The organism is Ruegeria sp. CL6 (genome assembly GCF_056536465.1).
In genome coordinates this window covers 696,922-720,001 of record NZ_JBQFPR010000001.1, presented here as the reverse complement: position 1 = coordinate 720,001, position 23,080 = coordinate 696,922, and the positions used below count along the sequence as shown (strand labels likewise).

Below are 23,080 nucleotides of genomic sequence, written 5' to 3'. Positions count from 1 at the left end.
CGTGAGAACTTGTGCCTGTAGGAAATACTGTTGATGGTTCATTACCCATGTGCGGACGGTTTGCAATAACTCTTCCCAACGACGCAATGGCGCAGCTTTTTTCGGCTCGGCCTGCCAATACGTTGCCTGCGGTGCCCAATTTCAATGTTTGCCCGACAAATCAGGTGCATGTGGTGCGGGCCGGTGAAAACGGCCGCACGCTGGATCCTCTGAGATGGGGGTTTCTGCCGCATTGGTACAAGACGGAAACCGCCGGTCCCTTGCTGATCAACGCGCGGGCCGAAACGCTGGCCGAGAAGCCCGCCTTTCGTGCAGCCTGCCGCGAGCGACGGTGCCTGATTGTGGCCACCGGGTTTTACGAATGGACCAAGACGGATCAAGGTGATCGTCTGCCTTGGTATATTCAGCGCAATGATCGCGCGCCCATTGCGTTCGCCGGTGTCTGGCAGAACTGGGGGGCTGAGGGCGCGCGGCAGGGGACATGCGCGATTGTCACAACCCCTGCCAACAAGCACCTGAGCGCGATCCATCACCGAATGCCCCTGATACTCGAGCAAGACGCCTGGCCTTTGTGGTTGGGCGAAGCTGGAAAGGGGGCCGCGCGGTTGATGCAGCCCGGCGCCGAAAATGTTCTGAGCTTTCACCGGGTGGACCCGGTTGTAAATTCAAACCGGGCGGCCGGACCAGACCTGATTGAGCCGGTCGATGCGTGACCACACTTCTTTTCAAACCACACAGGGCGGGTTAGACCGTTGACATGGTTCTGAAATTTTCCAACCTGCCCGAGCTGTATGCGCATGGTTTCGACACCGTGATCGACGTGCGCAGCCCTGCGGAATTTGCCGAAGATCATTTGCCCGGCGCGATTAATCTGCCGGTACTGGACAATGAGGAACGCGCGAGAGTCGGAACGATATACGTGCAGCAAAGCCCTTTTCTGGCGCGAAAGCTGGGTGCGGCATTGGTGTTTCGGAACGCGGCGAACCACATCGAACGCAGCCTGTCCCACCATGAAGGGGGGTGGAAGCCTCTGGTTTATTGCTGGCGAGGCGGGCAGCGGTCGGGTTCGTTCACTTGGATGTTGCAGCAAATCGGCTGGCGTGCCGAGGTCGTTGAAGGTGGCTATCGCACCTATCGCAGACTGGTGAACCGATACCTTTACGACGACCCGTTGCCCCACCGTTTGATTGCGCTGGACGGTTACACGGGTACTGCAAAAACCGAATTGTTGGCCAAGCTCGGCGCACGCGGCGTTCAGGTGCTCGATCTGGAAGGGCTGGCCAATCACCGGGGGTCCTTACTGGGTGAAATGCCCGGAGGACAGCCCAGCCAAAAGGCATTCGAGTCCGCGTTGGCGGCGCGTCTGTGTCATCTGGACCCCGCACGCCCGGTTCTGGTCGAGGCGGAATCGTCAAAAATCGGGTCTTTGATCCTGCCGCCGACCGTTTGGGCCGCTTTGCGTGCTGCTCCGCGAATTCAGATCAGCGCGCCGATCGAAGTTCGCTCGAGCTATCTGGTATCGGCCTATGATGACGTACTCTCGGACAGCGACCGGCTGCGGGATCGGCTGTCTCCGCTACGGTTTCATCGCGGCCACGACGTTGTGGACGGGTGGCTGGAAATGATTGAGGCCGGGGACAAACTGGTCTTGACCCGCGCATTGATGGAACAGCACTACGATCCGGCCTATGCAAAGGCCAGCCGTGCGCGTGACGTGAATGTGGTCGCGCGAATCAATGTGTCCGAACTGAACGAGACCGGGCTTGAGAACGCTGCAGCCCAGGTTCAGCGCGTGCTGGAGCGGCTTTGAAGTTTCAGACCGGGCGCGTCGGTCATATGTCCGATAACTACTGCCGGGTATCCGGCCTTGCGCAGGTCATCGCATATCCCCAGCGCGTCATCCGAGGGGACGGCGGCCAAGAGTCCGCCGGCTGTTTGAGGGTCAAATAGCAAATCCACCTTGCCGCCCAAGGGAAGCTCTGGCGCGGCCGAGCGGTTGTCATTGAAGATGGTAGACCTGACACCCTGTTCGCTTAGTTCCAACGCGCCCGCCATGGTCGGAATGGCATCCAGATCAAGCGTTGCCCCACACGCCGAAGCCTCGCAAATGCCCTGTAGGTGACCGGCCAGCCCAAATCCGGTGACATCGGTCATCGCGTGGGCGCCATTCAGGATGCGCGCCGCGTCGCCTTGTGGTTGGGTCATGTGTTGAAACGCCTTTGCGACCCATTCTCCGGCGGCCTCACCAGCCATTTCTGCGGCCATTAAAACCCCGCTGCCCAAGGGCTTGGTCAGGATAAGGGCATCCCCGGCGCGAGCGCCTGCCAAGGTGATCGGATCGCTGCTGCATAGTCCGGTCAGCGTAAATCCGATGGTCATCTCATCCCCCATCGAACTGTGGCCACCGACGATTTCAGCACCCGCCGCCCCCATGACTTCACGTGCAGCGGTCATGATTTCAACCATCGTGCGGTGTTGAAGGTCCGGGGCCATGCGCGGCAGGATTATCGTTGCCGTCGCCGCTTGTGGCTGCGCCCCCATCGCCCAGATGTCTCCGAGCGCGTGAACGGCGGCGATCCGCGCCATCAGCACAGGGTCGTTGGTAAACCCGCGCAAGTGATCCGTGGTCATGACCTGTCGTGCGCCCCCGGTTTGCAGCAAGGCCGCATCGTCACCCGGAAGCGGAACCACATCAGTACGAGCCGGTTTGGGTAGATCACGCAGCACGCTTTGTAATGCGTCGCGCCCTACCTTTGCCCCGCATCCGCCGCACAGGGGTTTCTCGCCCATTGCTTCGTGAACACCGCTGGCGTGCAGCTTGGGTGGGGCTGGCTGAGGCATCTTCGGCAAGTGGCGAAACTTATCCATGAATTTCTGATCGATGTGGTTTTTCCATTTCCACATCAAAGGCCCCTTGAACGAGGTGCCCAGACGTTCGGCCAGCGCGGATTTAGCGCCCAATGATACGAGTTTCAGATAGTCATTTTGGGGGACATACCTGCGAAATTTCCCGGCCCCCAGTGCAGCCCGCACGTTTTGGAACAATATCGGCGCTTCTCTGACGGCGTAGACGCCCGCCTTGGGTCGAGGGCTCTCGGACAGATGCGCGCAGTCTCCGGCCGCAAAGATGCTGGGATCGCTCGACTGAAGGTGCCCGTTGACGCGAACAAAGCCGTCGTGAAGGTCCAGCCCCGTTTGGGCTATCCACTCATAGGGCCGCGCACCTGCTGCTCCGGTCACGAAGGTCGCAGGTATCTGCCGCCCGTCTTTCAGTGCGACATGGTCGCCGGTTATTTCGACGATCTCAGCGCCTTCGATGACGTCAATGCCAAGGTCGCTCATGGCGTGACGAATGGTTGCCGCGGCTTTGTCTCCGGTCGCGGTCAGGGCTTGTGCGTTGTCAACCAGCGTTACCTGAGCCGGACGGCCCTTTTTTCGCAAGGCATAGGCCATTGCCATGACCAATTCGACACCCGCAACGCCGCCGCCGATAACAACGACTGAGGCAGGGCCGGGGGCTTCAAGGTAGTTGGCCCATTTTGTCGCAAAAGCCCCCAATGGTTTGGCTGGAATGGCATGGTCGGCAAATCCGGGCAGAGACGGCATGTCCGAGGTTATGCCAACATTGATAGATGCCACGTCAAACGCGACCTGAGGGCGTCCGGGCACGTGAACAACGCGATTGTCCAAGTCTATGCCCTCAACCGGCCCCAGAACCACCCGAGCGCCAGCAAACCGGGCCAGTCGGACCAGATCAATATTCAGATCGTGCCGCTTATAATGTCCGGCGACAAAGCCCGGCAGCATTCCCGAATAGGGGGCCGTTGGATCAGGGTTGATCACGGTGACCCGTGCGCCCGGCAACGGGTCCATTCCCCATTTGCGCAGCAGCAGTGCGTGGGTGTGGCCTCCGCCAATCAGAACCAGGTCGCGGGTCAGGGGCAGCGGAGGTGTGTGCATATCACTAATTCGCCGTATGGTCCGGAACGTCTTCGACCTGTTCAACCGCATGGGTCGCCCAAAGCTCGTCTTCGCCCGCGTCCGGCAGGGTATCAGGCTTTTCGTGACGGTGAATATGCCATTTGGCAATGAACAGAGCGGTAATCGGAGCGGTCAGGAACAGGAACAGTGTAATCAGCAGCTCGTGCAGCGACAGCTTCTGTTCCAGAAGAACAGAGTGGAATATCGAGGCCAGCAACACACCGCCCACCCCAAGTGTCGTCGCCTTGGTGGGCGCGTGCAGTCGGGACATCGGATCTTTTAGTTTGATCATCCCGTATGATCCCACAAAGCCAAAGATGCCTGAAACCACAAGAAAGAAGGCGATCAGCAGTTCAAAGAAATATGTCATGGCGCCCTCACTCGATAATGTTGCCGCGCAGCATGAAGCGCGCGTAAGCAACGGTTGAAACAAAGCCGAGCATCGCGATGATCATGGCGGCCTCGAAGAAAATCTCGGTCCCCAGCGACAGCCCGTAAAGGATCATCAGCGCAATCGTGTTTATGACCATAGTGTCCAGCGCCAAGACGCGGGTGCCGACGCCATCGGCAGTGATAATCCGCCACAGGCACATCATGATGGCGGCTCCGAAACAGGCAAAGGCAAAATAGATCGCATAGGTGATCATTCAAAAATCTCCTTTAGCCGACGCTCGTATCGCTGCTTGATCTGATCGCGCACCTCGTCCGGGTTGGGCGCATCAAGGCAATGTACCAGCAGATTATGCCCCTGCGCCGACAGATCGCAGCTAACGGTGCCGGGGGTCATTGTTATGGTTCCGGCCAGAACCGTAATCGCTTCGGGCGTGCGCAGGTCCAGCGGAACGCTGATCCAGTTCGGCTGGCGGTCAGCGTCCCGTTTGAACAGGATGATCCGGGCAACCGTAATATTGGCGATCACGATGTCCCAAAGCACAACCAGGATGTATTCAACCACCATGGGCCAGTTGCGCAGCTTGGGGCGGTCTGGCCAGTAGGGTTGCGTGATGAATGGGATGATAATCCCCAGAAGCAGGCCAAACACCAACGAGTTCAGAGAGGGTTTGTTTGCCAGCAGAACCCACACAACCGTCAAGAGAAAGGTCAGGTGAGGGTGCGGAAAAACCCGGTGCAGGAGTCTCATCATTCTTCGTCTCCCAATACGGCTGCGATGTAATCTTCTGGGGTGAATAACTGCTCGGCCGTGCGGCTTGCGTATTGCAAAGCCGGACCCGCGAACAAGGTCAGCACAACAAGGCCCAGAGCGGCTGCGAACACGGCGGTGAACGCCAGGCCGGGTTGAGGTTCAGGTGCCGGGGCGGGCTCAGCTTTGTCCTCGTTTTCCGGGTCTTGTTCCGTGTTGTGCTGGGCGTCGTGGCTTTTCCAGAAGATCAGTGACCCCGCTCGGGCCAGCCCGACGATTGTGACAAACGACCCGATCAGGATCACCGCCCAGATCGCGGTGGCATCTGGCGCATCCCGCGCAGCATCCAGCACCAGCAGCTTGCCAACAAAACCCGACAGCGGCGGCATACCGGCCAAGGCGATCGCGCCAACGAAGAACAGGGCTGAGATCAGACCGCCCTGCGGCATGGGCGCAGTGGGGGCGATTGCTCCGCCCCGGCGTTCCACAACAAGGTCGGCCACCAGAAACAGAAGGGCCGTCGCAAGGGTCGAGTGGTAGATATAGTAAAGCGCTGCGGCCGTCGCGGTTTCGGTGAACAGCGAGATTGCAACCAGCAAAGTACCCATCGAGGCAATAGCGCAAAAGGCCACCATTCGCGCGATATGCTGCGCGCCGAGGATGCCGATTGTTCCAACGGCCAGTGTCACCAATGCTGCCGGTTGCAGCCATGCACCGACCAGCCCCTGTGTCGCTTGGACGTCCGGGCCAAAGCCAAGCGTGTACATTCGCAGGATGGAATAAGCTCCGACTTTCGTCATGATCGCAAACAGCGCGGCCACCGGCGAAGGCGCGTTGGCATAGCTCGCAGGTAGCCAGAAGTGCAATGGCAGTACGGCCGCCTTGATGCAGAACACCAGCAGCAGCAGCACAGCGCCAACCCGCAAGAGCGCGGTATCTTCTGCGGGCAGTTCCGCAACGCGCACTGCCATATCCGCCATGTTTAGCGTTCCGGTCACGGCATACAGTGTCCCCAGCGCAAACAGGAACAGGGTCGAGCCAAGCAAGTTATAGGCCACGTACTGTACGCCGGCCTTTAGGCGAACCGCGCCGCCACCATGCGTCATCAGACCGTAAGAGGCGATCAGCAAAACCTCGAAAAACACGAAAAGGTTGAAGGCGTCGCCAGTCAGGAACGCGCCGCATACGCCCATCAGTTGAAAGTGGAACAGGGCGTGGAAGTGTTTGCCCCTGTCATCCCATCCTGACGCAATCGCATAGAGCACGATGGGCACGGCCAGCAACGCGGTGAGCAGGACCATCATGGCGGACAGCCGGTCGAGCACCAGAACAATGCCAAACGGCGCAGGCCAGTCGCCAAGTTCGTAGACCTGGATGTCCCCGCCAGCAGCCTGAGTGGTGATGGTCAGGGCAATGCCCAAAAGCGCCACAACACCTGCGACCGAGAAGATGCGTTGCAGGTCCAGGTGGTATCGTAGGACCATGATGATGAATGGGGCCAGGATCGCGGGCAGTACGATCGGCGCAACGATCCAATGGTTCATGCGTCTTCTCCCGCAGCATCGGTGCTGTCCTGTGCCTTCATGTCAATATGGTCGTCCTTCGAGGACAAATACGCGCTGAGTGCAATCATAACGATCACCGCCGTCATCCCGAACGAGATCACAATGGCCGTCAGCACAAGTGCCTGCGGCAGCGGGTCGGTATAGGGTACGTCTTCGTACTTGTTCAGAACGGCCGGTGCATTCAGCGCCAGCCGCCCCGTCGCGAACAGGAACACGTTCACCGCATAGGTCAGCAGCGAAAGGCCGAGAATAACGGGGAACGTCCGGCGGCGCAGGATCAGGAAAATCCCGGCGGCGGTCATGATGCCTACTGCTGAGGCTACGAGCGCTTCCATCAGGATTGCTCCTTCTCTAGTTCTTCTTCCGGCGGATCGTCCCGAAGCGGGTTGATGTCCATTGGAAACTCCTGCGCCATGCCCGGCTGCCAAGCGAACCGTGACAGGCTGTCGAGCGCAAGCATCACGGCCCCCAGAACCGCAAGGAAAACGCCGGTATCGAACAGCATCGCAGTCGCCCATTCAAATTCTTCCAGCGGGGGCCAGTGGAGATACCCGAAGTCGCTGGTCAGGAACGGGCGTTCATTGAACCACGCGCCCAGTCCGGTGGCGGCGGCGATCAACACACCCCATCCAATCGTACCGTGATAATAGAACCGCTGCCGCTCGATGGCCCAGGTGTACCCACTGGCCATGTATTGCATCAGGTAGGCGATGGCGACGATCAGACCGGCGATAAAGCCGCCTCCGGGCTGGTTGTGGCCGCGGAAGAAGATGTATGCGCCAACCATCAGCGCAATAGGCATCATCATTCGAGTCACCACCACCATCATCAGGGGATGCGCGTCTCCTGACTGAGGCCAGTGTGGTTTGCGGTTCAGCAGGTAGCTGCGCACATTAGTGCCCAGAACGGATTCTGTCAGGGCAAAGATAATCAGGGCTGCGATGCCCAGAACAATGATCTCGCCAAAGGTATCAAAGCCCCTGAAATCGACCAGGATTACATTGACCACATTTGTGCCCCCTCCGCCCTTGTACGAGTTGGCAAGGTGGAACTCGGAAATGGTCGGGAACGCAAAGTCGCGCAGCATGAGCGCGTAGATCAAAGCGCCCGATCCGATCCCCGCCACAACCGAGATCGCCGCGTCCCGCCACCGCCGTGCCGCGCTGCTGTCCCACGGCGTATCCGTGGGCAGGAAGTTCAGCGACAGCAACAGCAGGATCATAGTCACCACCTCGACGGAGATTTGTGTCAAGGCGAGGTCAGGTGCCGACAGATAGTTGAACGCCATTGAAACGATGAGGCCGACGACTCCGATCAGAACCAACGACAGCAGCCGGTTGCGGTGGAACCACATGATCGCCAGCGTTGCACCTACAAGGCAGATCCAGCCAATGATCGGGATGATCGGAGCGGGCAGCGGCTCGCGTGTTGCGGCACCGATCGACCCGGTCGCGCATGCGTAGTACCCAAGCCCGACCGTGAAAGCGATCATGATGATGGCATAGCGGCTAATAACGCCGTTGTGCAGCGCGTCTGTGATCCACCGGCTCAGGATCGTGAGGGCGCCGATGACCCTGTCAAAGATCGCTTTGGCCTCGGGGCGGGGCATGGTGGTCCACAGCTGCTCTCCCCGGCGGTGGAGGGCCAGCAGGAATAGACCGCCCAGCGTGGCTACGATCGACATGTAAAGCGCGGGCGTAAAGCCGTGCCACAGCTTCAGCGAGTAATAGGGCAACTTCTCTCCACCAATCACCGCGCTGGATACGACCGCGACCATAGGTCCCACGATGGCCGCAGAATAGAGACCGATCAAAACGACCAGAACGACCAGAAAGGCCGGAGCCAGCCATAGTCCGACCGGGGGATCATGCGGACGCGATGGGTAGTCGTTGCGCTGGGGGCCAAGAAACACGTGACTGACGAAACGGAACGAATATGCGGCCGAGAACAGCGCCGCCAGCAAAGCCAGCCCCGGCACCAGATAGTGCGAGTTCAGCCAAGTGGTGTGAACGGTTTCCTCAAGCATCATTTCCTTGGATAGAAAGCCGTTCAACGGCGGCAGCCCGGCCATCGACAGTGCAGCAATCGTTCCGATGGTGAATGTTATCGGCATGAGCTGACGCAGACCGCCCAGCCGCTTGATGTCACGGGTTCCGGTCTCGTGATCGACAATACCGGCAGTCATGAACAAGGCGGCTTTGAACGTCGCGTGGTTGATGATGTGGAAAACGGCGGCGACGGCTGCGAACTTGGTGCCAAAGCCCAACAGCATCGTCACCAACCCCAGATGTGACACCGTCGAAAATGCCAGCAGCGCCTTCAGGTCATCCTTGAACAGCGCGATGCACGCGCCGATCAGCATCGTGACCAGACCCGTAGTCGCAACGATATAGAACCACGCGTCGGTTCCGGCCAGAACCGGCCACATCCGCGCCATCAGGAAAAGCCCCGCTTTCACCATCGTGGCAGAGTGCAGATAGGCCGAAACTGGCGTTGGCGCAGCCATCGCGTGGGGTAACCAGAAGTGGAATGGGAATTGGGCCGACTTGGTGAAACACCCCAGCAGGATCAGGATCAGCGCTGGTAGGTAGTATGGCGACGACTGGATCAGCTCTTTGTTCTGGAGAATGACGCTCAGGTCATAGGAGCCGACGATATTGCCGAGGATCAGCATCCCCGCGATCATGGCAAGCCCACCTGAGCCCGTGACAGCCAGCGCCATCCTCGCACCTTGGCGGCCTTCGGGAAGGTGTTTCCAATAGCCGATCAGCAAGAATGAACTCAGCGACGTAAGTTCCCAGAAAATAAGCAGAAGAAGGACGTTGTCAGACAGAACAATACCCACCATCGCGCCCTGAAACAGCAGCAGGTAGGTATAGAACTGCCCCATCGGGTCTTCGCGCGACAGGTAAAATCGCGCGTACAGAATGATGAGCAGGCCGATCCCAAGGATAAGCAGGGCAAACAGAAACCCCAGCCCGTCCAGCATGAAATTTGCGTTCAGCCCAAGACTTGGAATCCAGTCGAATCTGGCCGTTACGACCTCGCCGCGCATGACCGAAGGGATGTGGATCAAAAGTCCCATAATTGCCAGGAAAGTGGTCAAACCCGCCGCTGATGCAGCTGCGTTGCGTCCCGCCCTGATAAGTAGGGCTGGAAACACAGCGCCGAGAAAGGGAAGGGCCGCGATGAGGAATAGGGACAAGTGCGATACTCCGGTCTGGGCGGTCAAAAGTGGTACTGATTTTGTAAGGAAATTTTTCCGACTGTCCAGCTATTGCAAGTTTAGAGCTTTGATCTAGTGCGGTCGCAAACCGATGTTTTTGACGCGATGAAATGACGCGATCTTGATGACTGCGCAAAATTTCGGCGCGGAATTCAAACCTATGCTGTGATAAACCGGTTGCGTCGGTTCAGGAGAAGGCGGCGTGTCGGACAAAATGAACAAAGCGCGTAGATGGATATTGCTGGGTGGCGCTGCTGTCTTGGCTGCCGGCTTCGCTGTTCGGGAATATCAGCTTACCCCTCCTCCATACGATGGGGACCAGATTGGCGTCAGGGACGCGCATCAGCAGGCTGTTTCCGGTGAGATTTTGTTGCTGGATATCCGCACGCCGCGAGAGTGGAAGGCCACAGGCGTCGCAGAAGGCGCGGCACCGCTGGACATGCGCCGGGAGGACTTCGTCGACGTGTTGGACCAAATGACAGACGGCGACAGGACCACGGCAATCGCTTTGATCTGCGCGCGCGGTGTGCGATCTGCGCGGTTGAGTAACCGTCTGAGCGAGGCCGGGTTCTCCAATATTATTGACGTTCCCGAAGGAATGCTCGGGTCCGCCGCTGGACCGGGATGGCTTCGTACGGGGTTGCCTGTGGGCGCATATAGCGAGGAAATTCTATGATCCGAACGGTAACTCTGGCACTTGGATTATCGCTTGCAGGACAGACCGGCCTTGCCGCCTGCGCCGATCAGGACAGGATGTGCGAAACGGCTTCGGGCGGGTATCACATTGAGCTGCCACAGGCTGAAAATCCGCCGCTGGTGGTTTTTCTGCACGGGTATGGCGGCACCGCGACGGGGACATTGAAAAACCGCAGTATGGTCGATCCTCTGCTGGCCCGTGGCTATGCGGTTATGGCGCCGGAAGGGTCCGAGCGAAACGGACGCCAAAGCTGGAACTTTTTCCCCGGATGGGAGGGCAGGGACGAGACCGCCTTCCTGACCGAAGTGGTGCAGGACGCCTCGGACCGGTTCGGTATTGACGCCGACCGCGTGGTGCTGGGCGGATTCTCAGCCGGTGCCTTCATGGTCTACTATCTCGCCTGTGCCGCGCCCGAGACATTTTCGGCCTATGTGCCGGTATCCGGCGGGTTTTGGCGGCCTCACCCCCAAAGCTGCGACGGACCGGTGCGTATGTTTCACACGCATGGCTGGACGGACAATGTGGTCCCGCTGGAAGGCCGTATCCTTGGTGGAGGCCGCTTTCATCAGGGTGACATTTTCGCCGGGTTGGAAATATGGCGTGTGGAAAATGAATGCGCAGACACCAAGCCCACGGGCTTTTCCACAACGGGCCAATTCATGCGCCGCCACTGGAGCGGCTGCGCCGATGGCAGCGCGCTGGAATTCGCGCTGTTTCCCGGTGGGCACAACGTGCCAAAGGGGTGGGCCGATATGATGGTTGACTGGTATGAGGGTCTGCCGGGGGGGTGATCAAAGCCCCTTACTCGGCAGGTGTCATGACGCCCTTTCCCTCAATCAGACGTTTTAACTCGTCCCGGTGGCGGCGAGCCGATCTGGTGATCGCGGGTTCCTGAATGTCCTCTTTCATTCCGACCATTCGGCGCGCGGGTGCAGATGATACGCCGCTGAGCGCTGACAGTGGGATGGCAAACGCAAGGCTTATGGCAATTGGGGCCAGCCAGATCGACACGAGGCCCGACAGAATGCCGACACTTACGGCGATGCCGCTGACCGTTTCCAGCGCGTGGCACAGGATCAAGGTGCGCAGCCCATAGCTGCCGCCGTCCCGCGCCTGCGGGGACCAGCCTTTTTGCACGCCAAACGCAGTGCGGAAAACGGCGATCATCTGCTGCACCATAAGGATCGGAGCATAGAGGACGGACAGGACCACCTCGGCCAGAAATGAGGTCAGGAACTTGGAGCCGCCACCGAACTCGGAATAGCGCTTACCGCTTAGGGGCAGGGCCAGAACGCCAAGCACTTTGGGGGCAAGCAGCATGGCATACATGACCAGAATGATCAGGACGTGGCGGGTTTCCGACATTTCCGGCCACTGCGGGAACAGAGGGTTATCGGGGCTGAAATAGTGCAGAACCGAAGCGTCCTGGCCCTGACCGATAAGCGCCCACATGACCAGCAAGGCGAACCAAAGCGGTGACATCAGGTATCCAACAGCACCGTGGAACATGTGGAACCGCGATACGGCCCGAAACCCGGCAGAGTCCAACAGTTTCAGGTGCTGCAGGTTGCCCTGGCACCAGCGCCTGTCCCGCAATGCGTGATCAATCAGCGTCGGCGGGGTCTCTTCGTATGACCCACGGATGCGCGGCAGGAACCGAACGCCCCAACCGGCGCGGCGCATCAGCCCGGCCTCGACGAAATCGTGGCTCATGATCAGCTTTTCCTGGCCGCTCAGCGACCGGAGTTTTGGCAGACCCGCGCAATTGGCAAAAGCCTTGGTGCGAATAATGGCGTTGTGACCCCAATAGTTGCCCTCTTGCCCGCACCAGCGAGCCAGACCTTCGGCAAAGGCAATGCCATAAACCCCATTGGCAAACTGCTGCATGCGGGCAAAAACCGACTGCGCGCCGATCAGTTGGGGATAGCTTTGGATCAGACCCGCGCCGGGGTCGCGCGCCAACGCGTCGGTCAGGCGCAGGATCGCTTGGCCGGTCATCAGGCTGTCTGCATCCAGCACCAGCATCGCGTCCCAATCAGCGCCCCAGCGACTGACCCAATCGGCGATGTTCCCGACCTTGCGGTCCGTGTTCTGTTCGCGCCGACGGTAATAGAGCTCCAGCCCCGGGGCGAGCGTGGTGCGCAATGCTTCGATACTGGCTTGTTCCTGCGCCGCAATTTCGGGGTCGCGAGTGTCGGACAGGATGAACATGGCATAGTGGTGCTGCCCCCCCTGCGCGCGCAGGTCTTCCAGCATCGTCCGGGCATTCCCCAGAACATTCCACGGCACTTCGTTGTAGACGGGCATGAGCAGGGCTACGCGCAGTGGCTGCGCGCGATCCTGTCGTTGCGGCGGCTCTTGCCGGGACAGCGAGATCATGCCCAGAAGAACAGTGCAGACCGTGAAGGCGATCCAGAAGAAATTGAACGAGATCAGGGTCAGAAGAATGCCTTCCACCAGATTGATCCCTTCTGCCGCAAACCAGTCCGCCATGACCCACAGCAAGCCCAGCGTCGCCGCCATCGCGGGCGAGAACGCAAGCGCGCGCCAGAAACCAGCCGAAGGGCGCTTGCCGCCCGGCACCTGCGCATCACGGAACCCCGCGCGGAAATCTTGCGCTGGCATCGCCAAAGGGGTTTCTGGCGGCATGATATGAAGGTCGTGGCTCATGTGGTCCAACGGTACAGCCAGACCTCAGAGGCCGGTTGCTTGTCTTTCATCAACTGAGCGCGCAGTTCGACGTGGTTACGCTCACCCGGCTGGAACGAGAACGCCAGCCGCAACCCACCCGTATCGGGGTTACGCTGCAATACGCCATCCGAGGTTTCAGCGTGGGGCGAGTCCACGAAGATGGTCATCGCCTCGGGATCATCGAACAGATCGCTGGGCTCAAAGTCGATGACAGCCAGACGGCCTTCGCCAAAGGTGTTGTCACCCATCGCCGTGTTGATCACGCGCGGCATTGGGGTGCGCTGCGGTTCTTCGCCCCAGATCAGCCGATAGGACAGGTCAACCTGACTGCCTGCCGCATATGGCTCCATCGGCCGCCAATAGGCGACGATGTTGTCATAAATCTCTTGATCGGCCGGAATTTCCACCAGCGTTACGGTGCCCTTGCCCCAGTCCCCGTTCGGTTCAACCCACAGGCTGGGGCGTTTGTGGTAATTGGCCTCAAGATCGGCGTAGTCCGAGAATTCCCGCTTGCGCTGCATCAGGCCGAAACCGCGCGGGTTCAGGTCGACGAAAGAGGAAATCTGCAGGCGGGTGGGGTTGGCCAATGGCCGCCACAGAACTTCTCCGGCGCCGTTGCGGATCAACAGCCCGTCGCTGTCGTGGACGGCGGGGCGGAAATCGTCAAAGCGGCTGTGGTTGGTCTGATCGAACAGGAACATCGAGGTTCCCGGTGCAATACCCACATGGGTCAGGTCCTCTCGCGGGAACAGCGTGGCTTCGACATCCATCACGCAATCCGCGCCGGCGGTGACGTTGAACCGATAGGCACCGGTCACGCTGGGGCTGTCCATCAGGGCATGCACAACCATTTTGCGCTGGCCGGGTTCAGGTCGTTCCAGCCAAAAGCGGATGAATTCCGGGAACTCCTCGCCGTCCGGGTCGCCGGTTTTCAGGGCGAGACCGCGCGCCGATAGGCCGTAGACTTCGTGCAGCCCGATAGCGCGAAAATAGCTGGCCCCTTGCCAGACGCAGAACTCGTCTGTCTCGCCGGGGCGGTGCATCTCGGTCCGCAGGCGCAGGCCTGAAAAGCCCAGCGTATCGTCGATGGGCAGTTGCGGCACGTCTTCGGACTTGTCGAACATCGACAGATCGAAAGCGACCGGTGTGGCCATGCCACCCTCGACCGTGGACACTTTGACAGTGCGGGGGAAGTAGAGGCCGGGTGTAAAGAAATCGACGTTAAACGGCGTCTCGGTCTCGTACCACAGCGCGCGATCCAGACGGAACCGGATCGAACGGTATTGCTGATAGGTCAGATCCTGCCATTCCTGCGGGACCATTTCCCGTTCCGCAAATGGCCGACTGGCCAGATCACGGGCAAGCGCGATCACGTCATCGCGCTGGAAAGGAACTTCACCACCTACCGCAAAGGTCGCCGGGGCGAATGCAAGCGCCGAGGTTGAGGCCAGAAATGCGCGACGTGTGAAATTCATTTTTTCGACTTCCAGGGTTGTGACTTAAACCAGGCGGCCATGTATGCGACGCCGATGATCATGGCAAAGCCAATCATGTTGGCGGCAAATACACTGGCAACATCCCGCCCACTCAGGTCCAGGCCGACGCCGATAAGTCGTGCTGCTGCCATGGAAAAAACGAAGACAGCCAGCGATTGCTGCCCAACTTTGGTGATGACGGTCAACAGGAATTGCCACACCCGCGCGGCAGCCCCGTGCCCGGTGGCAATCAGGCGGTGGCCGTGTTCACCTGCGACAACCCAGCCCAGATAGGCCAAGGACAGGAAGTGAATATAGCGGAATAAGCCAAACTCGGTCTTGTCGCGGAATTCCTTGGTCACGGGCCAGACCTTGCGGATTTCGTCGGCAAGGTCAGGGGCTGCCGCATTGATCCACATGAACACTTTCCAGGACCCGAACGGCATCGAGAGGATCAGGAAAAGCGCCGCTGCCCAGATCAGTGTTTTTGACACTGGCGGGGCAGGAATCCAGCCGCGCATGAAGGCAAAGCCGGTGAAGAACAGCAACTGCCAGCCAAACGGGTTGAAGAACCACTGCCGCTCTGACCACGGCTCGGCGGGCAAGGCCAGCGCACCCGTCTGTGCGACCAACCAGATCGCAATGGAAGCGGTGGCAACGGCCCAGAATCCGATCCGGTGCAGGCCCATGAACAGGGGCATAAGGGCCAGAACGACCAGATACATCGGCAGGATGTCAAAGTAGTTCGGAACGTATGTCAGCGTGAACAGCCCGACCATTTGCGGGGCAGGGTCGTTGAAGAAATGCTGTAGGTTCAGCGACGAGACGTAGGTTTTCTCGAAAAGCCCGGTCTGATCCAGCGCGGCCATCGACATTGCCACAAAGAAGAACAGGCAGATATGCGCCCAGTATACCTGCCAGATGCGATAGGCGACGCGCGCTGTGCCCATCCACCAGCCCTTGCGCACAAAGGCACCGCCAAACGCGATGGCCGAAGCCATGCCCGAGCAGAACACAAAAATCTCGGTTGCGTCCGAGAACCCGAACCGAGCGGGAATCCATTTGGCCCAAGGGTCGTTCGGGATATGGGCGATCAGGATGATGAACATCGCGATGCCGCGATAGAAATCAAGGCGCGGGTCGCGCGTGCGGGCAGGGGCAGCCGTCGAGGACGCCACCGGCGCAAAATCAGAAGCGGGCGATGCAGTCGCCATACGTTTTCTGTCCTTCTTTAGTCTTTTTGTTATTCAGCTGGGACGCTTTGTGCGTCGCCGCTGTCGCGGGCCGCGTCAATCAGAGCGCGGCGCGCAAGGGCATAATTGTCCTCTCCACCAGCCCGTTTGGACCGGCGGTCGTCCAGGATGCGCTCGACATCATCCAAGCGCCCGGCGCGCAGGCCGGAGTCAATCGTTATTCGCTCAAAAACATCACGTTGGGCATGGCTGCCCCCTACCAGTTGCATACGGTCGCGCGCGTTCGACAAAAAGTTGAAGGCCTCGCCATAAAGACCTTCGCCAAAGGCTTCAAGCCCTTTGGCCGCAGCGATCCCCGGGTCGGACATGCGGATCGGTGTGTCGCCGTGATTGCGCTGGGCGTCTTTCTGGATGCGTTGCAGAATCTTTCCGGTTGCCTCGGGGCGATTGTCGCCTGTGAGGGCCAACAGATAGTGCAGATCGGCAAAGATCAGGCAGCCGTCCTCTGTGCGCGTGGCGCTGAGGTCCGCCAATTCTTCCCAGCGGTTGCCGACATTGACGCCCTCAAGCTCGAGCCGGGACAGCAGCGAGGTCGCGTTCGAGATATCGCGGTAGTCGTCGGTTTTGTCCTGACGGATGTAGTTGTCGTACAGCTCCATCACCTGATCGACCTGACCCAGATCCAGATGCATCAGCGCCTTGTGCCACCAGACGTGATAGCGAAAGTTGTTGCAATGGGTCCAGGCGTCCTCACGCCCGGCCAGCCAGTCCAGACCCAGTTGAGCATTGCCTGTCATTTCGTGCACATGGGCCACGGCGTGCAGACCCCATGCATCGTCGGACACCATCCACAATGCCTGACGACCAGCAATCTCGGCCTTTTCGTAGGCGCCTGTTTCTTCCAACGCGAAAGAGTGGCAGCCCAGCAGATACCCGCGCCCTGCGTGGTCGGGTTCATACGCGGGCATCACCCGTTCGATCGAGCGGCGCATCCCAGCGGAGTCGCCCAGAACAAACCGGGTGGCGTGGCTGAGCTTCATCGCAAGCGTATCCTGCGGATGTGCGCGCAAGATTTCCTCGAACTTCTGGATCGCGTGCGAGGGCAGGTCGGACAGGTAAAGGCCCAATGCATCAACGTACAGACGTTCGCGATCTGTGACCGGCTGGCGCTCCATCGCGGCATTTGCGGCAGCCAGGGCGTCAGTCGCAACGGGCATCATTTCACGCCGACCCAAGAGAACCAGGAACAACCCTTTGACCGCATGACCCAATGCAAAGTCGGGCTCAAGCTCGAGCACTGTGCCCAAGTGCTGCGGGGTGATCGCAGCGTGCGCCATGAACCCAAGCAGCACTCCGTTCCACGCATCGACGCTTGCCGGGTGGCTCAGAGTGTTCATCTGTCCGAAAACGTCTTGTTTCATGCTTGTGGTCCGATCCAGTTGAGAATTTTTTACAATATTCGACTTATCAGAGACTCTAGCGGCGTCGTATCAGTATCGACCAACCTCTCGAATTGGTGAAAGGCCGTGTGTGTAAAACGTGAAAAAAACCGCCGATTCAACGGCATGTTTCAGCAACATGCCGCCTAATTCGGCGTTGTGTTTCAATCTTTGAACGGATTTTCAGCGTTCAGAACATCCTGAGTATCCGCTCCAAAGACCGGCGGTGCCGCACGATATGTGACAGGCGTGCGCGAGAATTTGAGCGGATTGCCGATCAATTTCACCTCGGCCGGGTCTGCCTGCATTGCAATCTGCATCTGCCTTGCCGCGACCTGTTCGGTGTCAAATACCTGATCCATTGTCTGCACGGGGCCGACGGGCACTTTGCGGTTTTCAAGCTCGGTAATCACGGTTTCTGTGTCAAAAGACCGAACGGCGGGGCGAAGGATCGCGTTCAACGCGTCCCGATTTTCAAGACGGGCCGGGTTGGTGGCAAAACGGGTGTCATCGGCCAATTCCGTGCGTCCGATAAAGTCGCAGAAACGCCCGAACTGGCTGTCATTCCCGACCGCCAGAATGACGTGGCCGTCCGATGTTTCATAAACATCATAAGGCACGATATTCGGATGGCCGTTTCCGCGCCGCTGTGGAACGTCGCCAGAGGTCAGGTAGTTGGCCCCTTCGTTGATCAGCCATGCGATCTGAGCATCCACAAGCGCAAGGTCGATCTGCTGGCCCTCTCCGGTCAGGTCACGATGGCGAAGCGCGGCCAGAATGCCAACGGTTGCGTACATCCCGCACATCACATCCGCGATGCCCACACCCACCTTCATCGGAGCGCCCTCGGGGTCGCCGGTCAAGGACATGATGCCGCCATACCCTTGCGCCATCAGGTCATAGCCGGGTTTCGACGAATTCGGCCCTGTCTGCCCGTAGCCCGAAATCGAACAATAAACGAGTCCGGGAAGCTCTTGCGACAACGCCTTGTAATCCAACCCGTATTTCGCCAGCCCTCCGGGTTTGAAATTCTCGATCAGGATATCCGCGTGCGAGGCCAGCCTTTTGATCTCGGCCTGACCTTCGGCTGTCGCGATGTCGATGGCGACCGATTTCTTGTTGCGGTTGGTCGACATGAAATATGCGCTCAGGTCCGAGGGGTTTCCGTCGGCATCTGCCACATAGGGCGGCCCCCATTGGCGTGTGTCGTCCCCTTTGGTTGCGGGGTTTTCGATCTTGATCACGTTGGCACCCAGATCTCCCAGAAGCTGAGTGCAGGTCGGCCCCGCAAGGATGCGAGACAGGTCCAATACCTTTACGCCTTTGAGCGGGCCTTCAGATCCGGCCATCATAGCCTCCTCGGTCGATTTCTGCGGCGATCACAGTGAATGTTTTGGACTTCATCGCAGCGTCCAGCGCCGCGCGCAACTCGGAACGATTGCGGACCGTATGGCCGCTGCCGCCAAAAGCCCGGCCCATTGCCGCGAAATCGTGGCGGTCAAAGTCTACGCCCTTGTTTCCTATCTGCCGTTGCCGCTGTTTCAATTCGATCAGGGCAAGGCTTGCGTCCACAAAGACCAGAAATATCGGGTTGCCGCCCAATTCGGCGGCGGTCGAAAGCTCTCCGGCGACCATCAGGAACCCGGCGTCCCCGGAAAAGCTGATCACGGGGCGGTCGGGCTCGGCCAGTTTCAGGCCGATCGCCATAGGAACGGCGCAGCCCATCGTGCAAAGGGCTGAGGACTGGATCAACCCACGTTCCTCGGCACATTCCCACATCTGGCTAAGCAGGATGCGATGCGCCCCGCTGTCAGCCGTGGCCAGCGTTTCCAGCGGCAGGACAGCCCGTGTTTCAGCGATGACGGCAGCCGGTCCCCACTCATCATCGGTTGGAAAAGCCTGGGCCAACGCGGATTTGACCTTGGCAGGCTCATCGCCGGGCCAGGTTTTGCGGGCGGGGTTGCCCTTGGCAATCGCTTCAAGCGTAGCACCGGTATCGGCCACCAGATTCAACCCGGCCTGATGCATGTAGTGGTCATTGACCACGGCCGAGATATCAATGACCCGTTTCTCATCAGGGTCCCAAATCTCGCGCCAGCCGGGGCGCATTTCGATCGGATCGTAGCCCAGACACAGCACCAGATCCGCCTGTTCGACCAACGGCACCAAGTGCTTATCTGCCAACGGCGACAGACCCGCACCGCCCAAGCACAAGGGATGATCTTCGGGCACAACGCCCTTGGCTTTGTAGGTGGTGACGAATGGAATGTTGAAGTGTTCCAGAAACGCCTGCACGACGTTGCGTGAGTCATCGTAGAGGACATCAAGTCCGACAATGGCGATGGGGCGTTCAGCCTCGGTGACCCAGCGCCGGGCTTTCTCAACGCAATTCCCCTCGGGCGCGACCGCGCCGGGTTTGGTGAGCCTGCGACGTTTGACACCCGATACGCGGGTATCCGCGACCGAGATGGGCACATCAATATGCACCGGACCCGGACGGGGCTGGTTGGCCAGCGAAACGGCTTTGTCCGCAATGATATCCGCGCCTTTTGCAGTAAGCGTAAAGGTCCCTTTGGTGATCGAGCGGTAGACCTGCGCGTGATCCATGACCTGATGGGTATAGGTCAGCGCCTCATCCGCGTCGACGCATCCGGTCAGCACGATCATGGGCACCCGGTCCTGCAGGGCGTTGGCGACCACGTTGATCCCGTTCATCGCGCCGGGGCCGAGCGTCGCGACCAGAATGGCCGGCGCGCCGTCGCGGTGATGCACGGCTTCGGCCATGAAGCCTGCTGCGTTTTCGTGTTTGGTCAGGTGAAAGGTGATCCCGGCCTGTTCCAGCGCGTCCACCAGTGTCAGAACTTCACCACCCGGCATGCCAAAGGCGTGGCGGCACCCGGCCTCGTAAAGACGTTCGGCCAGAAGGTCCGCAGCGCGCGGCGAAAGGTCCTGCATCAGTCGTGCTCCGATAAACTGTTTCACAGCAGATTGCGGAGGACAGCCCGGGACGCAAGGCGGATCACGCCAGTGTGACTAATTGACTGCGGTTTCGGCTATAATTTGGAACTTTGTGTCCAGGTCTGACGCTATGTCTTTCAGCGTGTCACCGCCTTCAGGCAAATAGGGTGAGAAAACAAAGCTGGGCGTCTTGTAAGACAACGTGGCGGTGCCATCGGGGTTTTCGGTAACGTAAAACCGGATCGGGGCTTCTATCATCGCGTTTACGGATGTCCCAAGAACCTTTACCGCGTAGTCATTGTTGAAAACACCTATGACCAGATTGCCCGGAATAGTGATCCCGCGCGCAGCGGCTGCTTTGGTTGGCCCAGCTTGCGTCACAACGATCAGCCCGTTTTCTTTGACGGCTTTTTTGGTGTCAGTCACCAAGTCGGCAAAGGTTTTCTCGGTCGGATAGATAGCCCAACCGGTCAGCGGCCCTTCGGCCCAAGCAGACAGCGGTAAAATTGCCAACGCAAACCAGAGAGCTTTCATATGACGATCTCCTGAGACGTGCCCAAGCGAAACTTGCCAGAAACAACTGCGCCGCGCAGTCACAATCTTGTGCGCTTTCAGGATTGCGCGGCGGATCATAAAGGCTCAGAAACAGGCGGATGACAGGAAACGAGGTCTGCTTTGGATCAGATACGCTTATTGATCTGCAAGAGTTGTTCCGGTTCCCGCGACCACGCGGCTGAGTTGCAGGCAGTGCAGCAAGCGCTGAAAACAGCTGGCCTGCAGGATCAGGTAACATTGGGCGACCAAGCCTGTTTCAGAAGTTGCGCTGAACCCACAGCCTTGGCGCTGCAAGGGCAGGGGCGGGCGTCTTACGTGTTTTCGGGGGTCGATGTGGTGGCGGATGCGGACGATATCGCCGCGACTTGCCTCACCTACCTGAGCAGCCCAGAAGGATGGATCGAAGACGCCCGTCCATGCGGGCGGCTTCGGATGTGCTTGCGCGCGCGCATTCCCGCGCTTTAGTCGACCTGAACCGTGATCGTGGCGCTGACGGGTGCGCCGTCAACGGTCAGTGCGCTGTGGCTGTTCGAGTTCAACGAGACAGCCACCTCGACCTCACCTTTCGGCAGGTCGCTGATATGCATCCAGTTGCCATAGAGCCGCGCCAGTTTTTCGCCGTTGACATAAACATGTGCGTGGCCTTCTCCGGGTTTGTCCTCGGTCGAGGCGTTCTCCGGTGAGAACCGGAAGTTCTCGGGCATGACGTGCAGGTTCCACCCCGCCATTGGATCTTTCGTTAGCGCGACAGAGACGTCAGGCGCGTTTTCGCCTGAGGGTAGGTTCACGGTGGCAGAGTGATCATGCGCCACCGATTCCGCGGCAGTGCCTGAGTGGTGTGACGGATCTCCGTGGTCGTGACCGTCGAAAGTGACCCCGTTTGCGGCGGCAACGACGAAACCAGCGCCCCCGCCGAAAACAAGACCGATTGCAAAGAGGGCAAGTGAACGTGCCATTTCAGTTCCTTGAAAACAAAAAGAAAACGCGCCGGGTGAAGCCCGGCGCGCGTGTCTGTCCGATGATTAGGCTGTTGCTTCGGTGCGTTGGCCTTCATGCTGCCAGAAATAACCGGCGAAGGCACCGACAAGGACCCAAGCCACCAGTCCGATACCAAAAGCACGAGCGGCAAACAGCGCGCCGATCTCGGTTGGGACAGGTCCGGTGAATACATCCGGCTCCGGCGCTCCGATCAGATGAGGCGCAAGAAGCAGAGCAGCCGCGATCACGTAGCTGATCAGGTTTCCGCCGAATGCGATCAGCCACATGGCGACTACCGCAGCCGCAACGGTGGCAAACCACCAGACCTGACGCGCATAAACGTCGGCCGCAGCAACTCCGGGCACCTCAGGGGCCAGCGTAAAGCCGGGCGCAAGGTGGAACGCGACGAATCCGGCCAGACCCCAAAGCACGCCAGTTCGACCGTCAATCTTGTGCCCATTGCCTTCCGCTACCGACATCAGCGCCACCATCACCAAGGCGTAGCCGGTATAGGTCAGCATGGTGAAAATCACGCTCAGGGCGTCGCGGAACAGGTCCGAGAACATGCCCGGCAGCTCAGGGTGAGCGCTGACGGCCTCTCCGCCGAAATGGACCAACTCGCCTGATTCATACAGCTCCGCGTGCAACAGCACAGGTTGCACAAAGACCAACTGCAGCAAGGCGGCAATCAGCCCCGCTGCAGCACCAGCGAACAACGCGCTGGTTAGAATACGGCTAAACATGGTCTTAGTGGCAGGGGAAGCCGGTCGCGTGACGAACGTCGTGCGCTGCGTCGTGCAGGGCGGCTGCCTGAACATGCCCGGTCAGCGTGATAACGCCCAGGCCCAGAACCACTGCGAACATGACCGGAAAGAAGCCAGCGCGCGATGCGGATGCCGTTGTTGTTTGTGTTGCCATCTTTTTTCTCCTTTGCCGCCGCACCCGACGGCCGGTGTTTCAATTTTTCGCCTGGCAGGTCTCCTGGCTTGCGGGTCGATGCCCCTGTTCGCCTTCCCCCTGAAATCAGGAGTGGCTGGTTGAACAAGGGCTCTCCGCTTACAGTCGCGGGGGCGGCTCTGGACTTGACTGCATGGGCAGTCGCACCAAATTCCCTCTTAGCATCCGGATTTCTCCGGCAGGACCAGACGCCTCCATTTAGCCCTTATGAGGGCAGGGGCGCA

The 23,080-nt window shown here is 59.4% G+C and carries 22 protein-coding genes and 1 riboswitch; of the genes, 5 read left to right on the top strand and 17 right to left on the bottom strand.

From position 1 onward, the window contains the following. The first annotated feature begins 47 nt into the window (after positions 1 to 47). Together ACR0LH_RS03585 and mnmH are read left to right on the top strand one after the other, a co-directional pair. A complete protein-coding gene (locus ACR0LH_RS03585; protein ID WP_480719716.1) occupies positions 48 to 713 on the top strand; it encodes an SOS response-associated peptidase in 666 nt (221 codons plus the stop codon). A gap of 44 nt (positions 714 to 757) precedes the next feature. Then, on the top strand, positions 758 to 1,810 hold the full coding sequence (gene mnmH / locus ACR0LH_RS03580) for a tRNA 2-selenouridine(34) synthase MnmH (protein WP_480719715.1): 1,053 nt from the start codon (positions 758 to 760) through the stop codon (positions 1,808 to 1,810). Here mnmH and selD read toward each other — a convergent pair. The 7 genes from selD to ACR0LH_RS03545 are packed head-to-tail and all read right to left on the bottom strand — an operon-like array spanning position 1,786 to position 9,892. After that, complete coding sequence (gene selD, locus ACR0LH_RS03575; protein WP_480719714.1) at positions 1,786 to 3,960, bottom strand: selenide, water dikinase SelD; 2,175 nt, start codon at positions 3,958 to 3,960, stop codon at positions 1,786 to 1,788. The genes mnmH and selD overlap by 25 nt on opposite strands. Positions 3,961 to 3,964: 4 nt before the next feature. After that, positions 3,965 to 4,351 (bottom strand): Na+/H+ antiporter subunit G, encoded by a 387-nt coding sequence (locus tag ACR0LH_RS03570; protein WP_480719713.1) that lies wholly within the window; start codon positions 4,349 to 4,351, stop codon positions 3,965 to 3,967. A gap of 7 nt (positions 4,352 to 4,358) precedes the next feature. Continuing rightward, the gene (locus ACR0LH_RS03565) at positions 4,359 to 4,628 is read right to left on the bottom strand and encodes a K+/H+ antiporter subunit F (RefSeq protein ID WP_170382360.1); all 270 of its coding nucleotides are present in this window, start codon (positions 4,626 to 4,628) and stop codon (positions 4,359 to 4,361) included. Then, complete coding sequence (locus tag ACR0LH_RS03560) at positions 4,625 to 5,122, bottom strand: Na+/H+ antiporter subunit E (protein ID WP_170383255.1); 498 nt, start codon at positions 5,120 to 5,122, stop codon at positions 4,625 to 4,627. The genes ACR0LH_RS03565 and ACR0LH_RS03560 overlap by 4 nt, the downstream gene beginning before the upstream one ends. Continuing rightward, on the bottom strand, positions 5,122 to 6,666 hold the full coding sequence (locus ACR0LH_RS03555) for a monovalent cation/H+ antiporter subunit D (protein ID WP_480719712.1): 1,545 nt from the start codon (positions 6,664 to 6,666) through the stop codon (positions 5,122 to 5,124). The genes ACR0LH_RS03560 and ACR0LH_RS03555 overlap by 1 nt, the downstream gene beginning before the upstream one ends. Beyond that, entirely contained in the window at positions 6,663 to 7,022 is a 360-nt protein-coding gene (locus ACR0LH_RS03550; protein WP_170382364.1) for a Na+/H+ antiporter subunit C, read from the bottom strand. The genes ACR0LH_RS03555 and ACR0LH_RS03550 overlap by 4 nt, the downstream gene beginning before the upstream one ends. Beyond that, positions 7,022 to 9,892, bottom strand: coding sequence for a monovalent cation/H+ antiporter subunit A (locus ACR0LH_RS03545; RefSeq protein WP_480719711.1), 2,871 nt, complete (start codon positions 9,890 to 9,892; stop codon positions 7,022 to 7,024). Before ACR0LH_RS03545 ends, ACR0LH_RS03550 begins: the two co-directional genes overlap by 1 nt. 235 nt (positions 9,893 to 10,127) lie before the next feature. Between ACR0LH_RS03545 and ACR0LH_RS03540 the strand changes: the two genes are divergently transcribed. Both ACR0LH_RS03540 and ACR0LH_RS03535 read left to right on the top strand, forming a co-directional pair. Next, complete coding sequence (locus ACR0LH_RS03540) at positions 10,128 to 10,589, top strand: rhodanese-like domain-containing protein (protein WP_480719912.1); 462 nt, start codon at positions 10,128 to 10,130, stop codon at positions 10,587 to 10,589. Continuing rightward, positions 10,586 to 11,401, top strand: a complete 816-nt coding sequence (locus tag ACR0LH_RS03535) for a CE1 family esterase (RefSeq protein ID WP_480719710.1) — start codon at positions 10,586 to 10,588, stop codon at positions 11,399 to 11,401. The genes ACR0LH_RS03540 and ACR0LH_RS03535 overlap by 4 nt, the downstream gene beginning before the upstream one ends. Positions 11,402 to 11,411: 10 nt before the next feature. Here the strand turns inward: ACR0LH_RS03535 and mdoH are convergent, their stop codons facing one another. The 7 genes from mdoH to ACR0LH_RS03500 form a co-directional block, all read right to left on the bottom strand. Further along, the gene (gene mdoH, locus ACR0LH_RS03530) at positions 11,412 to 13,280 is read right to left on the bottom strand and encodes a glucans biosynthesis glucosyltransferase MdoH (RefSeq protein ID WP_480719709.1); all 1,869 of its coding nucleotides are present in this window, start codon (positions 13,278 to 13,280) and stop codon (positions 11,412 to 11,414) included. Further along, positions 13,277 to 14,776, bottom strand: coding sequence for an OpgD/OpgG family glucan biosynthesis protein (locus ACR0LH_RS03525; RefSeq protein ID WP_480719708.1), 1,500 nt, complete (start codon positions 14,774 to 14,776; stop codon positions 13,277 to 13,279). Before ACR0LH_RS03525 ends, mdoH begins: the two co-directional genes overlap by 4 nt. Beyond that, the gene (locus tag ACR0LH_RS03520; RefSeq protein WP_480719707.1) at positions 14,773 to 15,990 is read right to left on the bottom strand and encodes an OpgC family protein; all 1,218 of its coding nucleotides are present in this window, start codon (positions 15,988 to 15,990) and stop codon (positions 14,773 to 14,775) included. Before ACR0LH_RS03520 ends, ACR0LH_RS03525 begins: the two co-directional genes overlap by 4 nt. 29 nt (positions 15,991 to 16,019) lie before the next feature. Continuing rightward, on the bottom strand, positions 16,020 to 17,390 hold the full coding sequence (locus ACR0LH_RS03515) for a tetratricopeptide repeat protein (protein ID WP_480719706.1): 1,371 nt from the start codon (positions 17,388 to 17,390) through the stop codon (positions 16,020 to 16,022). Between the two features lie 182 nt (positions 17,391 to 17,572). After that, on the bottom strand, positions 17,573 to 18,757 hold the full coding sequence (locus ACR0LH_RS03510) for a CaiB/BaiF CoA transferase family protein (protein WP_480719705.1): 1,185 nt from the start codon (positions 18,755 to 18,757) through the stop codon (positions 17,573 to 17,575). Next, the gene (locus ACR0LH_RS03505) at positions 18,744 to 20,363 is read right to left on the bottom strand and encodes a thiamine pyrophosphate-binding protein (protein WP_480719704.1); all 1,620 of its coding nucleotides are present in this window, start codon (positions 20,361 to 20,363) and stop codon (positions 18,744 to 18,746) included. Before ACR0LH_RS03505 ends, ACR0LH_RS03510 begins: the two co-directional genes overlap by 14 nt. Before the next feature lie 78 nt (positions 20,364 to 20,441). Continuing rightward, positions 20,442 to 20,900 carry a DUF302 domain-containing protein gene (locus ACR0LH_RS03500; protein ID WP_480719703.1) on the bottom strand — a complete coding sequence of 153 codons (459 nt, stop codon included), beginning with the start codon at positions 20,898 to 20,900 and terminating at the stop codon, positions 20,442 to 20,444. Between the two features lie 141 nt (positions 20,901 to 21,041). Between ACR0LH_RS03500 and ACR0LH_RS03495 the strand changes: the two genes are divergently transcribed. Further along, entirely contained in the window at positions 21,042 to 21,386 is a 345-nt protein-coding gene (locus ACR0LH_RS03495) for a DUF1636 family protein (RefSeq protein ID WP_480719702.1), read from the top strand. On the opposite strand, the gene ACR0LH_RS03490 is transcribed toward ACR0LH_RS03495, so the two are convergent. From ACR0LH_RS03490 to ACR0LH_RS03480, 3 genes are all read right to left on the bottom strand, one after another. After that, positions 21,383 to 21,877: a hypothetical protein gene (locus ACR0LH_RS03490; protein WP_480719701.1), complete on the bottom strand. Its 495-nt coding sequence runs from the start codon at positions 21,875 to 21,877 to the stop codon at positions 21,383 to 21,385. The two genes, ACR0LH_RS03495 and ACR0LH_RS03490, sit on opposite strands and share 4 nt — an antisense overlap. Positions 21,878 to 21,943: 66 nt before the next feature. Next, positions 21,944 to 22,642: a CbtA family protein gene (locus ACR0LH_RS03485; protein ID WP_480719700.1), complete on the bottom strand. Its 699-nt coding sequence runs from the start codon at positions 22,640 to 22,642 to the stop codon at positions 21,944 to 21,946. Positions 22,643 to 22,646: 4 nt separating this feature from the next. Beyond that, on the bottom strand, positions 22,647 to 22,817 hold the full coding sequence (locus ACR0LH_RS03480) for a CbtB domain-containing protein (protein WP_170382380.1): 171 nt from the start codon (positions 22,815 to 22,817) through the stop codon (positions 22,647 to 22,649). 36 nt (positions 22,818 to 22,853) lie between these two features. Beyond that, positions 22,854 to 23,060: riboswitch (cobalamin riboswitch) on the bottom strand. Positions 23,061 to 23,080 lie beyond the last annotated feature (20 nt).